Annotated in this window: 11 protein-coding genes; 7 read left to right on the top strand and 4 right to left on the bottom strand. The window is 70.0% G+C overall.

The genetic code is table 11. From position 1 onward, the window contains the following. Positions 1–67: 67 nt before the first annotated feature. Genes WCE37_RS02530 through WCE37_RS02500 form a run of 7 tightly spaced genes read left to right on the top strand, consistent with a single transcriptional unit; the run spans position 68 to position 7,910 of the window. Complete coding sequence (locus tag WCE37_RS02530) at positions 68–1,069, top strand: polysaccharide deacetylase family protein (RefSeq protein ID WP_343277989.1); 1,002 nt, start codon at positions 68–70, stop codon at positions 1,067–1,069. Continuing rightward, positions 1,066–1,866 carry a J domain-containing protein gene (locus tag WCE37_RS02525; protein ID WP_343277988.1) on the top strand — a complete coding sequence of 267 codons (801 nt, stop codon included), beginning with the start codon at positions 1,066–1,068 and terminating at the stop codon, positions 1,864–1,866. Before WCE37_RS02530 ends, WCE37_RS02525 begins: the two co-directional genes overlap by 4 nt. 2 nt (positions 1,867–1,868) lie before the next feature. Further along, a complete protein-coding gene (gene asnB, locus WCE37_RS02520; RefSeq protein ID WP_343277987.1) occupies positions 1,869–3,836 on the top strand; it encodes an asparagine synthase (glutamine-hydrolyzing) in 1,968 nt (655 codons plus the stop codon). Further along, positions 3,833–4,132: a hypothetical protein gene (locus WCE37_RS02515; RefSeq protein ID WP_343277986.1), complete on the top strand. Its 300-nt coding sequence runs from the start codon at positions 3,833–3,835 to the stop codon at positions 4,130–4,132. Before asnB ends, WCE37_RS02515 begins: the two co-directional genes overlap by 4 nt. After that, entirely contained in the window at positions 4,129–5,859 is a 1,731-nt protein-coding gene (locus WCE37_RS02510) for an HAD-IIIC family phosphatase (protein WP_343277985.1), read from the top strand. Before WCE37_RS02515 ends, WCE37_RS02510 begins: the two co-directional genes overlap by 4 nt. Beyond that, positions 5,856–6,800 carry a hypothetical protein gene (locus WCE37_RS02505; protein WP_343277984.1) on the top strand — a complete coding sequence of 315 codons (945 nt, stop codon included), beginning with the start codon at positions 5,856–5,858 and terminating at the stop codon, positions 6,798–6,800. Before WCE37_RS02510 ends, WCE37_RS02505 begins: the two co-directional genes overlap by 4 nt. Positions 6,801–6,809: 9 nt before the next feature. Beyond that, positions 6,810–7,910, top strand: coding sequence for a hypothetical protein (locus WCE37_RS02500; RefSeq protein ID WP_343277983.1), 1,101 nt, complete (start codon positions 6,810–6,812; stop codon positions 7,908–7,910). Between the two features lie 36 nt (positions 7,911–7,946). On the opposite strand, the gene WCE37_RS02495 is transcribed toward WCE37_RS02500, so the two are convergent. From WCE37_RS02495 to WCE37_RS02480, 4 genes are all read right to left on the bottom strand, one after another. After that, on the bottom strand, positions 7,947–9,536 hold the full coding sequence (locus WCE37_RS02495) for an AMP-binding protein (RefSeq protein WP_343277982.1): 1,590 nt from the start codon (positions 9,534–9,536) through the stop codon (positions 7,947–7,949). After that, entirely contained in the window at positions 9,533–9,796 is a 264-nt protein-coding gene (locus WCE37_RS02490; RefSeq protein WP_343254875.1) for an acyl carrier protein, read from the bottom strand. The genes WCE37_RS02495 and WCE37_RS02490 overlap by 4 nt, the downstream gene beginning before the upstream one ends. A 61-nt stretch (positions 9,797–9,857) precedes the next feature. Beyond that, a complete protein-coding gene (locus tag WCE37_RS02485) occupies positions 9,858–11,252 on the bottom strand; it encodes a TIGR03013 family XrtA/PEP-CTERM system glycosyltransferase (protein WP_343277981.1) in 1,395 nt (464 codons plus the stop codon). A gap of 225 nt (positions 11,253–11,477) precedes the next feature. Continuing rightward, positions 11,478–13,124, bottom strand: coding sequence for a right-handed parallel beta-helix repeat-containing protein (locus WCE37_RS02480; protein WP_343277980.1), 1,647 nt, complete (start codon positions 13,122–13,124; stop codon positions 11,478–11,480). Between the last annotated feature and the right edge of the window lie 331 nt (positions 13,125–13,455).

The following is a 13,455-nucleotide window of genomic DNA, read 5'->3' as shown; positions in this document are numbered from 1 at the left end:
CGTGGTTTCGCGTTGGTATGGACAACGGGAATATCGGCGGCGACAGGCCGCGGTCGGGGATGGCCGGATGATGAAGAGGGACATGGTGGCGAAGGTGCTGGCGACACCGGGCCTGCGCCGCATGGCAGCCGCAGCGCTCCCGCGCGACGGGGTGCTGGTGCTGAACTACCACCGCGTTGGCGACAGCAGCCGCTCGCGCTACGACCGCGCCCTGTGGAGCGCCACCGCCGAGGGCTTCGATGCCCAGGTCGCCTTCCTGAAGGCCAACTGCGACGTCATCGCGCTCGACGACATCGCCGATGCCCTGCGGCGTCCCCGCGGGCGCCACGTCGCGATCACCTTCGACGACGGCTACCTCGACAACCACGACATCGCCTTCCCGGTGCTGCTGCGCCACCGCGTGCCCGCGGCGTTCTTCATCGCCACCGGATTCATCGACCGCAAGCTGCTCCCGTGGTGGGACGCGATCGCCATGCAGGTGCGCGAAGCCCGCCGTGCCTCGCTGGACCTCGCGCCCTGGCTCGACCAGCCGGTCACGCTGGAGCGCGACCGCGAGGCCTGCATCCGTCGCGTGCTGGGCGTCTACAAGCAGCTGCCATTCGAGCAGCTCGCTCCATTCCATGCGCGCCTGGCCGCCGAAACCGGCATCGAGCCACCGGAGACGGTGGAGGACCAATGGATGGACTGGGACATGGTCCGCACGATGGCCGATGCCGGCATGACCATCGGCGGCCACACCGTGAACCATCCGATCCTGTCCACATTGTCCGCGGCCGCTCAGCACGCCGAGATCGCGGGCTGCGCGACCCGCCTGCGCGAGGAACTCGGGATCGCGATGACGCACTTCGCCTACCCGGTCGGCAGCCCTACCGCGTTCAATGACGACACCCGGCGCCTCCTGCGCGAAGCCGGCGTGCAGCAGGCGTTCTCGTTCTACGGCGGGATCGCGAATGCGGGATCGGCGCAGCTCGACCTGCAGCGGACCGCCGTGGAGGAAGGCATCGGCCGCGATCTGTTCCGGGCCATGGTGCAGGTCCCGCAGCTGTTCTGCCGCCAGGCCGTGGCGTGAGCCGGCAGGTGCGCACCATGGCCGGTGGCGTCGACTTCGCGAAGACCTACGCAGAGCTTGGCGTGGCGCCCGACTGCGGCCTCGTCGCATTCAAGCAGGCGTATCGCCGGCGCGTGGCCGAACTGCATCCCGATCGCCCGGCGGTCCGGCCCCGCAATCCGGACGTTCTCATCGCGCTCAACCTGGGCTATGCCGCCGTGCTCGAATTCCACCGCGGGCAGGGCCGGCTTCCCGGCGCACCGGTTCCGGCCGGCGGCGCAAACACCGCTTCCACGCTTGATCCACGGCAACGGCCACAGCCACGGCCGCAGGCACAAGCGGCTGCCGGGTCGCGCGTGGTCACATCGCCCTCGCCCTCGCCTGCTGCCAAAGGGGCCGAACGGCGCGTGCCACGCATGCGCGTACTGTTGCTGCCGGTGCTGCTGGTGGTCGCTGCGATCTGGCGCTGGCTGCCGGTCTCAGACCCGCCGTCAGCCGCCGCCATCGTCCCCGGCGCGTCCCACGACACCGTGGCGTCGGCGCTGGTCCATGCACAGCTCGGCATGGATCGCCGCACCGTGGTCACGCTGATGGGCGAGCCCGTCGCACGCGACGCCGGCGACGCGCACTGGATCTACGGGCCGTCCTGGATGCATTTCGAATGCGACCGCCTGGCCGACTGGTACAGCTCGCCGCTGCGGCCACTTCGCGTCGGCTCGCCCAGGCCGGCGCCGGACGACATGGCGCGGCGCGAGGCGGGCGCGACCTGCATTCCAGGCGGCAACAGCGCCCGGCACCGCATCCACGGAGAGTCCTGATCATGTGCGGACTGGCCGGTTACCTCGGTAGCCCGGTGCCGCGCGACGGCGCACGGGCGGTTCTGGGCACGATGATCGCCACCCTCGCCCACCGCGGACCCGACGGCTACGGCTTCCACGTCGACGACGGCGTCGGCCTGGCGCACGCACGGCTGTCGATCATCGACCTGGCCACCGGCGACCAGCCCATGGCCAGCCCCGATGGCGGCGCGTGGACCGTCTTCAACGGCGAGATCTTCAACTTCGTGGAGCTGCGCGCGCAGCTGGAGGCGCAGGGCCACGTCTTCCGCACGCGCTCGGACACCGAAGTGATCGTGCACCTCTACCAGCGCTACGGCGACGCGTTCGTCGAACATCTCAACGGCCAGTTCGCGATCGCCCTCTGGGACGCACGCAGGCGGCGGCTGGTCCTGGCCCGCGACCGCCTCGGCATCCGTCCGCTGTACTACACCCGCGCCCGCGGCACGCTGTGGTTCGCATCGGAGGTGAAGGCCCTGTTCGCGGCTCTGCCGGGGCATGCGCGGCTGGATCCGGTCGGCCTGGCGCAGGCGCTGACGCTGTGGGCGCCACTGGATCCCGACACCGCCTGGCAGGGCGTTTCCACGTTGCCGCCGGGGCACGTCCTCGCCATCGAGGCCGACGGCCGCGAACGCCTGCACCGCTACTGGGACTGGACCTTCCCCGAGGCCGGCAGTGCGGCCCGGCCGTGGCGTGACATCGACCAGGCCGCGGGCGAACTGCGCGAGCGCCTGGTGGATGCCGTGCGCCTGCAGCTGCGCGCCGACGTGCCGGTGGGCGCCTACCTGAGCGGCGGCCTGGACTCGTCGGGCATCGTGGCCCTGGTGCGCACCGCCACCCGGACGCCGGTACGCACGTTTTCGGTCGCCTTCGCCCAGCGCGAATTCGACGAGAGCGAGCACCAGCAGGCCATGGTCCGCCACCTGGGCACCGACCACACCACGCTGCGCATTGGCGCCCACGAGATCGGCGCGGGCTTCCAGCGCTTCGTCGCCCACGCCGAGACGCCGGTGCTTCGCACCGCGGGCGTCCCGCTGATGCTCCTCGCCGATGAAGTGCGTCGCCAGGGCTACCGGGTAGTGCTGACCGGCGAGGGCGCCGACGAGGTTTTCGGCGGCTACGACCTGTTCAAGGAAGCCAAGGTGCGCCGCTTCTGGGCGCGGCAGCCGGAATCGGCCGCGCGTCCGCGCCTGCTGGGGCGGCTGTACGGCTACCTGGCCAATTCGCCGTCGTCCAACCCGGCGTTCGCCGCCGCGTTCTTCGGCCAGGGCATGGAACACATCGGACGCCCGGTGTTCGCCCACCTGCCGCGCTGGTCCACGTCCGCACGCGCGCTGGCGTTGCTGTCCCCCGAGCTGCGCGCCTCGGTGGCCGGCTTCGATCCGATGGCCCTGGTCGAATCGCGCCTGCCCGCTTCGATCATGCGCTGGGCGCCGCTGGCGCGCGACCAGTACGTCGAGGCCAAGACCCTGCTGGCCGGCTACCTGCTGGCCAGCCAGGGCGACCGCGCGGCGATGGCGGCATCGATCGAGGGCCGCTATCCGTTTCTCGACCACACCCTGGTGGAGTTCGCCAACCGGCTTCCACCGCAGTGGAAGATCCACGGACTCTCGGAGAAGCACGTGCTGCGCAAGGCGCTGGCCGGCCTGCTTCCCGACGACATCCTGCGGCGCACCAAGCAGCCCTATCGCGCACCCGACAGCCAGAGCTTCTTCATCGACGGCCGGCCTCTGGACTACGTGGCCGAAGCCTTCGACCCCGACGCCCTCCGCGCCGACGGCATGTTCGACGCCGCCGCGGTGGCGCGCCTGTACGCCAAGGCCCGGAGTGGCAAGGCGACCGGATTCGCCGACAACCAGGCCTTCGTCGGGATCCTGTCGACGCGCCTGCTGCACAGCAAGGCGTCCGCAGCCGCACCCGCAACCCCACTGCCCGAGCTGGAAACCACATGACTACCCGAGACGCCGTCGTCGCCATCCTGGGCCAGGCCATCGATACGATGAATGCCCAGCTGCCGCCAGCGCGCAAGCTGGAAAAATCGCCGGCGTTCGCCCTGGTCGGAACCGGTTCCACGGTCGAATCACTGACGCTGATGGGACTTGTGGTCGATATCGAGGACCGCCTGATGGACGCGTTCGGGTTCGAGCTGCCGCTTGCCGACATGATCGGCCTGCCGCTGGAGCAGAACCCCTTCCGTTCCCTCGACGCGCTGGCGGACGCCCTGGCTGAAGGAGTCGCCGCACGATGACCGACCAGCCTCCGGTCGCCGGCAACGCGCGCACGCTGCGCTGCCTGCTGCTCTCGGACTTCAATACCCAGGTGCTGGCCAACCACCTGGCGGCCGACCGCGGCGACCTGGCGCTCACCGTCGACAGCGCCGACTACGGCCAGGTCGCGCAGGTCCTCGCCGACCCGGCGCACGGCGCGTGGCTGCCCCGCCCGGATTGCACCGTGGCCTGGGCACGGGCGGCGGCGGTCTCGCCGGCGTTCGCCGGGCTGCTTGCCGGCGACCGCTGCCGGACCGATGAGCTGCTTGCCGATGTCGACGCCTACGCGGCGCTGCTGGCCGGGGCGGCAGGGCGCTGCCGGATGCTGCTGGCACCGGCGTGGGTGGCGCCCGCTTCCGGGCGCGGCCGCGGGCCGCTGGACTATCGCGATGGGCACGGGATCCAGATCGCACTTGCGCGCATGAACGTCCGGCTTTCCGAACAGCTGCAGGACTGCGACAACGTGCTGGTGCTCGACGCCCAGCGCTGGCTGCTCGCCGGCGGCGAGCGCGCCCATTCGCCGAAAATGTGGTTCATGGGCAAGGTGCCGTATGGCGCGGAGGTCTTCGCGGCCGCGGCGGCGGACATCCGCGCAGCGCTCCGCGCGCTGCAGGGGCACTCGCGGAAGCTGGTCGTGGTCGACCTCGACGACACACTCTGGGGTGGCGTGGTCGGCGATGTCGGCTGGCAGGCGCTGGTGCTCGGCGGCCACCACCATGCCGGCGAGGCGTTCACGGCCTTCCAGGACGAACTCGGCCTGCTCAAGAAGCGCGGCGTGGTGCTCGCGATCGCAAGCAAGAACACCGAAGCCGTGGCCCTGGAGGCGATCGACCAGCACCCGGAAATGCGCCTGCGCCGCGGCGATTTCGCCGGCTGGCGGATCAACTGGTCGGACAAGGCGGCCAACATCGCCGACCTTGCCGCGGAGCTGCGCCTGGGCCTGGACTCGGTGGTGTTCATCGATGACAACCCGGTGGAGCGCGAACGCGTGCGCTCCGCGCTGCCGGACGTGCTGGTGCCGGACTGGCCGCGGGATCCCATGCTGTACGCGCACGCGCTGCGCGGCATGGACTGCTTCGATGCCCTGCACTTCACCGCCGAGGATGCGGATCGCGCCGAGGCCTATGCACGCGAGCGCGTGCGCCGGGATGCGCGTGCACGCGTGGGCGACATCGCCTCGTGGCTGCGCGGGCTCGGCACCACGGTCACGGTGGAGCCGCTGTCGGCGGCCAACCTGCAGCGCACCGCACAGCTGCTCAACAAGACCAACCAGATGAACCTGCGCACCCGGCGCATGGCCGTGGCGGAGTTCGCGGCGTGGGCCGCCATGCCCGGCCACCACGCCTGGACCTTCCGCGTCTCCGACCGCTTCGGCGACTCCGGCCTGACCGGCATCGCGAGCCTGGCGATCGACGGCGCGGACGCGGTGCTTGCGGATTTCGTCCTGAGCTGCCGGGTCATGGGGCGCCAGGTGGAAGAGGCGATGCTGGCGTGGCTGCTGGCGCAGGCACAGCGCCTCGGTGCCCGGCGCGTGGTCGCGGACTTCGTCGCCAGCGACCGCAACCAGCCCTGCCTGGAGGTTTTCATGCGCTCCGTGCCGGACGCGCGCGAGGCCCCGCGCTTCACCTTCGACACCGGCCGGCCCTGCCCGCTCCCGGAATCGATCACCCTGCTGGAGCCCGGAAGGGCCGAAGAGATGGACGCATGACGCCCGTTCCCGCGACACCGGCCTGGCCCGACGGCAAGCGCTTCGCCTTCACCATCTTCGACGACACCGACCGCAGCACGCTGGACAACGCCCCCGCGGTCTACGCACTGCTGCGCGACCTCGGCATCATGACCACCAAGTCGGTGTGGCCGCTGGCCCCCAGTCGGCCACCCAGCGTGGTGGGAGGAGCCACCTGCGCCGAGCCCGCCTACCTGGACTGGGTCCTGCAGCTGCAGGCGGAAGGCTTTGAGATCGGCCTGCACAACGTCACCTACCACACCTCCCTGCGCGACGGGATCGCCCGCGGCCTGGAGCGCTTCAAGGCCCTCTTCGGGCAGCGTCCGCGGGTGCTCGCAACGCACACCGACTGCGGCGAGGGCATGTACTGGGGCAGCGCCCGGGTCAGCGGCGCGCAGCGCCTGGTCTACGACGCCCTGACCCGTTACCGGCAGCGCGGCTTCGGTGGCCACGTTGAAGGCCATCCTTCGTTCTGGGGCGACCTGTGCCTTGAGCAGGTCGACTACGTGCGCAACTTCACCTTCGCCGGCGCCAACACCATGGCCTCGTGCCCGTGGATGCCCTATCACGACTCCGACCGGCCCTGGGTCAAGGCATGGTTCGCCTCATCGGAGGGCGCGAACTGCGGCATCTTCAACGCCACCCTTGACGAGGAGGCCCAGGAGAAGCTCGAGGACGAAGGCGGCGCCTGCGTGATGTACACCCATTTCGGCAAGGGGTTCTGCACCGACGGCGTGCTTGAGCCCCGCTTCGTCGAATTGATGACGCGGCTTTCCCGGCGCGGCGGCTGGTTTGTGCCCGTGTCGACGCTGCTCGACCACGTCGCCGCGTCCCGCGGCGGCGTGCATGCGCTCACCGCGGCCGAGCGCGGCCGGCTGGAGCGTCGATGGCTGCTGCACAAGTTCAGCCACGGCACGTCCTGAGGCCTGGCGATGGCGATCGAAGCCTACCTGCCCCACCACGAGGCGGCCGTGGCCCGCTTCAACCAGCGGCTGGCCGACGGCGGCTCGCCGTTCCGCTTCCCTGCATCGAGCCGCATCCCGTGGCTGCCGAAGGACCCCGGACGCAGCACCTTCCTCGAGGGCTACGTGGCGGTTGCCGAGGGCGAGGTACGCGGCGGCTACCTGGTCAAGCAGCAGCCGTTCGCACTCGAGGGCGAGACCAGGGACGACATCAGGAACCTGCAGCTGCCGCTGTCGGAAGGCAGCATCGACCCGGCGCACGCGCGCGTGGGCGTGGAAGTCCTGGCCAGCGCGTCGCGGCGCAACCGGATGATGTACGCGCTGGGCATGGGCGGCACCCACACCCCGCTGCCCACCGTGCTGCGAAGCATGGGCTGGACGGTCGGCCTGGTGCCGTTCTACTTCCACGTGGTGCGGGCGGCGCCGTTCCTGCGCAACATCAGGGTGCTGCGCGGCAGTGCGCCACGCCGCATGGTCCTCGACGCCATCGCCGTGACCGGCGCGGCGGGCCCGGCGCTGGCCGTGGTGCAAGGGCGGTGGCGGCGGAGCCCGGGGCCGTCGGTCGAGGTCGTCGACCGCTTCGGTGACTGGACTGACGCCATCTGGCGCGAAGCGCATGGCCAGTACGCGCTGCTCGCCCTGCGCGATGCGCGCGAGCTCAACGCGCTGTACCCGCCCGAGGCGGCAAAGCCGATCCGGCTCAAGGTGTCCGTGGCGGGGCGCGTGGTCGGCTGGGCGCTGGTCTTCGACAGCCGCCTGGAAGGCCACAAGCAGTTCGGCGACATGCGGCTGGGCACGCTGGTCGACTGCCTTGCACTTCCCGGCCAGGAGGCAGCGGTGGCGCTGGCCGCCCGCGACCATCTCAGGACGCGCGGCGTGGACCTTGTGGTGAGCAACCAGCAGCATGCCGCCTGGGGCGCCGCGCTGCGCCGCCACGGCTTCCTGCGCGGGCCGTCGAACTATGCCCTGGCCGTGTCCAAGGGCCTGCATGCCGCGCTGGCGCCCTGGGATGCCTGCTCGGACCGGATCCACATGACGCGCGGCGATGGCGACGGCCCCATCCATCTCTGATGCCATCCGGTGGGCTGCCCGTCCCGAGGGCAGCGCTCAGGACGGGAGCGCCTGCGGCAGCCCGGTTTGCGCGGCGGCATCGGCCTCCGCCTGCAGCTCGCTGCGCCGGATCTTGCCCGTGCCGGTCTTCGGCAGCGAGTCGCGGAACTCCACCGTGCGCGGCACCATGAACTCCTCCAGGTGGGCGCGGCAGTGCGCGATGACCGCGCGCGCGTCCAGTCCGGGGCCATCGACCACCAGCAGCGCCTTGAGGGCGTGGCCGAGCAGCGGCTCGGGCACGCCCACCAGCGCCGCCTCGCGCACGCCGTGCATCGCGTACAGCACGTTCTCGACTTCCTTCGGGCTGACCTTTTCGCCGCGCGACTTGAGGATGTCGTCCTTGCGCCCGACGAAGTACAGGAAGCCCTCCGCGTCCATCCGGAACAGGTCGCCCGTGTACAGGACGCGCTCCCAGGGATAGCGCCCCGGCCGCAGGGTGCGGGCGGTGGCCTCGGCGTTGTTCCAGTAGCCCTGCATCACGTGCCCGCCGCGCACAACCAGCTCGCCGACGGTGCCCGGCGGCAGCGGCTGGCCCGCATCGTCGACCACCCAGGCGCAGGTGCCGGGGATGGCGATGCCGACGCTGTCGGGTCGGCGCTCCAGCTCCTCGGGCGGAAGCCAGGTGCAGCGCTTTGATTCGGTCATGCCGTACATCGAGTACACCCGCGCGGCCGGGAACAGCTGCTGCAGGCGCCGGATGTGCGCTGGCGGCAGCGCGGCGGCGGTATTGGTGAGGCAACGCACGCTTCGCGCCCAGGCGGGGTCGAAGTTGCGCAGCTGCAGCAGCAGCGCGGCCATCGTCGGCACCAGCGGGAACACGCTCACGCCCTCGCTGGCCAGCAACGGCAGCACCTTCTGCGGGAACGCGAAGGACTTCTCCAGCACCAGGGTGGCGCCCAGCTTCACGCACATCAGCAGCTGGTAAAGGCCGTAGTCGAAGGCCAGCGGCAGCACGCTGAGCACCACGTCGTCCCCGCTGGAGCGCAGGTAAGTCGTGATCGAGGCCGCGGCGAAGCGCACGTTGGCGTGCGTCATCATCACGCCCTTGGGATTGCCGGTCGATCCCGAGGTGTAGACCAGCATGGCCAGGTCGATGTCGATGCCGACCTCCGCCGGCAGCCGGGCCGGGTCGGCCGCCGCGAGGAAGCGGCCATAACCCATGGGGGTGCCGTCGGCACCATCGCCGTCGCCATCGACCACCACGATGCAGCGCAGGCCCGGGGCGCGCGCCGCGGCCGACAGCGCGACCGGCAGCAGGCTGGCCTGGGTCAGGAGCACCGACGCGCCGCAGTCGCCAAGCACGAAGGCCAGCTTGTCGGCCTTGGTGGTGGGGTTGATGACCGAGAACACGCCGCCCGCCCGCAGGGTGCCGAACACCCCGACCGCCGCCTCGACCGAATTCTCCAGGAACACCACGCAGCGGTCGCCGTTTTCAAGGCCGGCCTGCCCGGCCAGGCTGGCGGCAAAGCGCTCGCTGTCGGCGTGCAGGGTGGCGTAGTCCACGCGCTGCCCACCGCGCACGATCGCCACCTTGTCCGGATGCGCCGCGGCTGCCCGCGCGAGCCAGCGTTCGCAGCGTGCGGTCACTCAGCCGGCTCCGCTTCCAGCTTGCGAGCGACGAAGGCGCCGATGGCGGCGATGCTGTCGAGGTTCTCCGGCACCACCTCGTCGTCGTCCACCACGAAGCCGAAGTCCTGCTCCAGCCAGGTGACAAGCAGCAGCACGCCCATCGAGTCGATGACGCCGGATTCAAGCAGGCTGAGGTCGGCGGCCGGTGCCTCGCCGGGAATGGCGGGTGGAAAGTTCTCGTCGATGAAGCTGCGGACCTGGGCTTCGTACTGGCTCACTGCGGCATCCATTGAAGGGTCGAGTCAGGGAGAACGGAAACCGCGCCGGCTTGCGGCCGACTCACCGCGCACCGCGTCCGAAAAGCACGACCTCGACGGTCTGCAGCAGGATCAGGAAATCGAACAGCAGGCCATGGTTCTTGACGTAGAACAGGTCGAACTTCAGCTTCTCGTGTGCGTCTGCGGCGGATGCGCCATAGGGATAGCGCAGCTGCGCCCACCCGGTCAGGCCCGGCTTCACCGAGTGGCGCACGCGGTAGTAGCGGATTTCGTCGTTGAACTGGTCGACAAACTGCGGGCGCTCGGGCCGCGGGCCGACAAAGCTCATGTCGCCGGCCAGCACGTTGAACAGCTGCGGCAGTTCGTCCAGGCGGGTCTTGCGGATGAAGCGGCCCACACGGGTGGTCCGGTCATCGTTGCTGCTCGCCCACTGCGCAACGCCATCCTTCTCGGCATCGGTGCGCATGCTGCGGAACTTCGCCAACTCGAAGCTGCGGCCGCCCTCGCCCACCCGGACCTGCCGGTACAGCGCCGGTCCGCCATCTTCCAGGCGTACCGCCAGCGCAACCAGGAGCATCGCGGGCCAGCCCACCACCAGCAGCACCAGCGCCGCGGCCAGGTCGAAAGCGCGCTTGCTGAGCCGGCGCATGACGGAGTGGTCGAAGCCACCCGAGAACACCAGCGACGATGGGTCCACGACCTCGAGCTTGATCATGCCCGCCTCGCGCTCGAAGAACGCCGGCAGGTTGACCACCGAAACCCCCCGCTGCGCACAGGCCAGGATGTCCTCCATCGGCAGGCCACCGCGACGCTCATCAGGCGCCACCACGATCTCGTGCACGCCCAGGCGCTGGACCAGGACGGGTAGCGACTCTCCGGCGTCCAGGCACAGGGCCTCGGACACGACCACCTGCTGGCCGGGGACCGGCAGGAAGCCGACTACGGCAAAGCTCTGCCGGTCCGCCCGGCGCCGCATGCGGCAGTTGATCAGGTCGGCGTTGCGTCCGGCCCCATAAACAAGCACGCGGCGCTTGTACGCTTCGCCGCGCATGAGCCATTGCACGAGGATGCGCAGCCCGTAGACGCCGGCAAATCCAAGCGCCAGCGTGATCGCCAGCAGGCCCCGGCCGATATACATCGGTGGCACCAGGTAGTACAGCACCAGCAGCGCGACGCCACCGAAGCAGAACGCAAGCAGCAGGCGCAGGAGAAGTTCGCTGCGGTTGAGCCGGATATGCGACTGGTAGAGGCCGAACGCCGCCATCGACAGGGTCACGAAGGCAGCCACCAGAAGCGCTGGGACCGGACCACGCTGGAACAGCAGGTCGCGACCCGCAGGGTCGTCGGGAAAGCGCAGCCAGATCGCAGCCACCACCGCCAGCACCACGAGCACCGACTCACCGATCCAAAGCCACCGGGCCACGCGGTTGGCACGGCTGCCAAAGACGCCGATCACGGAAACCCCCGGGCGGCGGGCATGGTGTTTGCCCCGCCCACGGCAGCGTGTCTGTGCATTGCTCCCCCGTTCGGCCTTGTGCCAGACCCGGCCCATCCGGATCTCCTGCATGGGAAAACTCGGAATGCGGGCAAAGACGGCCACTGACCGGAGGGGCGGTCTACCCCGGAGAAAAGGCCCCGACGTTCCAGTCGGGGCCCTCGGGCATTGCCTTGCGGCAGCGTGTCACTCCATCTGGAGCGTCAACCTGTCGCGCGCCACGTCCAGCCAGGCCATGAATCGCTGCCACGCGACCACGGCGGGTGCGGTGATGCGGACCTGGCGCGGCGCCGTGGCGTGCACGACGCCTGCCGGCACTGGCGCGACGCTCTTCCCGGCGTGTCCGCCCGCCGGGGCAGGCACGCTTGCGATGCCTGCACGATCGCCGGCGGCCGCCGTTCCGACGGCAGGCGGCACCAGCGGCGCGGATCCGTTGCGTGGCCTGGGCCCCGGATTGGACCCGATGTATTCGTCGGCGCCGATGTCGTAGCGCACCGGGCGGATCTGGCCGTCGATGTCGTCGAGCACCTGCGACAGGGCCACGCCGCGATCGATCGCCGGGCTGCCGGCAGGCAGGTGTCCGCTGGCATCCACGGTAAACGTGGCCGACATGCTGTTGGCATCCGAACCTGTGGTCGACCGCCATTGCGCCAGCGAGCCGTCCGCGAGGTTGCTGCCGGGGCGTGCGTCGCGGAACCGGCAGCTGGCCTGGAAGCCGTTGTAATCACTGCCAGGCGAGCCACTGAGCCCGGACAGGCCGCCGAGCTCGCTGGAATAGCGGATCTCCACGCAGCGGCCGCCATCCTGCACCACCAGGTTGTTGCGCAGCATCGGATTGCGATTGGCGGGACGTCCCGCGGCCGGGTCCCAGTCCTGGAAGGTCACGCCGAAGTACAGCGGCGCATGGCCCTTCCGCGCCGCGTTGACGATCGTGTTGTTGGCCACCAGCGAGTCCATGGACGCGTACATGCCGATGCCGGCATAGCCGGTGTTGCGCACGTAGTTGTTGCGCACGGTGCCGCGGATCGCCTCGTAGTAGCCCGGATTGAGCTGCAGGTCGAAGAATTCGGGGCTGGTGTCGAAACCGACCAGGATCCCGGCATCACCGGTGTCCTCGATCCGGTTGCGCTGGATCACGACGTCCGCCGCGCCGCCCTTGAAGTACAGGCCGGTGGTCGCGGTGTCGTGGATGTAGCTGTCCTCCACGACCATGCCGGAACCATTGACGTTGTCGATGCCGTCGGCGTTCTTGGAATCATCCGGCGTGCCCGACGGATAGCCGACGCCAGTGGTGTGGATCTCGACACGGCGGATGGTCGCGTGGTCCGACTTCGGGGTGACCTTGATGCCGTCGCGGCCGGTGTCGTGGATCAGGAGATCCTCCAGGACCACGTTGCGCGCGCCGTGCGCGCTCGACGGCCCGCCCTGCTCCCAGTTGGTCATCAGCATCACGCCGTAGTAGCCGCCGCTGATCTCGAGGCCCGCCACCCGGCTGCCCGATGCGTTGACATCGATGCGTACCGCGACGTCGGAGGTGTTGCCACACTGGATGTGCGCACGTTCGCCCGGGTGGGAGCGGAGCACGAGCCGATGGCGCAGGCGCACTTCGCACTCGCTGTAGGTCCGGTTGCCGGAAGGGCCCCGGATGGTGATCGTGTCGCCCGCGGACGAGACACTGCCTGCAGCAGCGTGCCTGATGGTGCGGAACGGCTTCTGGAGCGTGCCGGTTCCGGTGCTGTCATTGCCGGCCGTGGATACGAACCACTCGGCGGCAAGGCCCGGGAGCGAGGCGGCAAGGAGGAATACGGTGGCTGCAGCAGCCAGGGCACGCATGTAACGAGGAGGCCTGCGCGAAGGCCGTGTTTCGGAGCCTGCGGTCGGGCAGGCAGGTAATCGCACATCCTGGTGAAGACATAATCGCATCGGGGAAACTCCGGAAATGGCGACAGCGCCCCTGCTCGACGTCGCGGACTGTGTGTGGCACCGGTGCCCGAGCACGGGCGGGTGCGGATCGGATCGTACCGGTGCGCCGGGTGCCGCAGCGTGCGCTTGGTCACACTTGCTCCGGCGCTGGCCGGGAAAAGCAGAAGGCCAACGGTGCTTGCCGGTTGGCCTTTTGCGCGTTTCCTGTGGTTAGCCCGGAGGGATTTTCATGCACTCGCCT

This window comes from Luteimonas sp. MJ250 (assembly GCF_039548455.1).
Taxonomy (GTDB): Bacteria; Pseudomonadota; Gammaproteobacteria; order Xanthomonadales; family Xanthomonadaceae; genus Luteimonas.
Note: the sequence above shows the minus strand (reverse complement) of the source record. Positions and strands in the feature narration are given on the sequence as shown.

Bases quoted from the DNA above. Each gene is read 5' to 3' on its own strand.
- WCE37_RS02530 (WP_343277989.1), top strand. From the start codon at position 68: ATGATGAAGAGGGACATGGTGGCGAAGGTGCTGGCGACACCGGGCCTG.
- asnB (WP_343277987.1), top strand. From the start codon at position 1,869: ATGTGCGGACTGGCCGGTTACCTCGGTAGCCCGGTGCCGCGCGACGGC.
- WCE37_RS02515 (WP_343277986.1), top strand. From the start codon at position 3,833: ATGACTACCCGAGACGCCGTCGTCGCCATCCTGGGCCAGGCCATCGAT.
- WCE37_RS02510 (WP_343277985.1), top strand. From the start codon at position 4,129: ATGACCGACCAGCCTCCGGTCGCCGGCAACGCGCGCACGCTGCGCTGC.
- WCE37_RS02505 (WP_343277984.1), top strand. From the start codon at position 5,856: ATGACGCCCGTTCCCGCGACACCGGCCTGGCCCGACGGCAAGCGCTTC.
- WCE37_RS02500 (WP_343277983.1), top strand. From the start codon at position 6,810: ATGGCGATCGAAGCCTACCTGCCCCACCACGAGGCGGCCGTGGCCCGC.
- WCE37_RS02480 (WP_343277980.1), bottom strand. From the start codon at position 13,124: ATGCGTGCCCTGGCTGCTGCAGCCACCGTATTCCTCCTTGCCGCCTCG.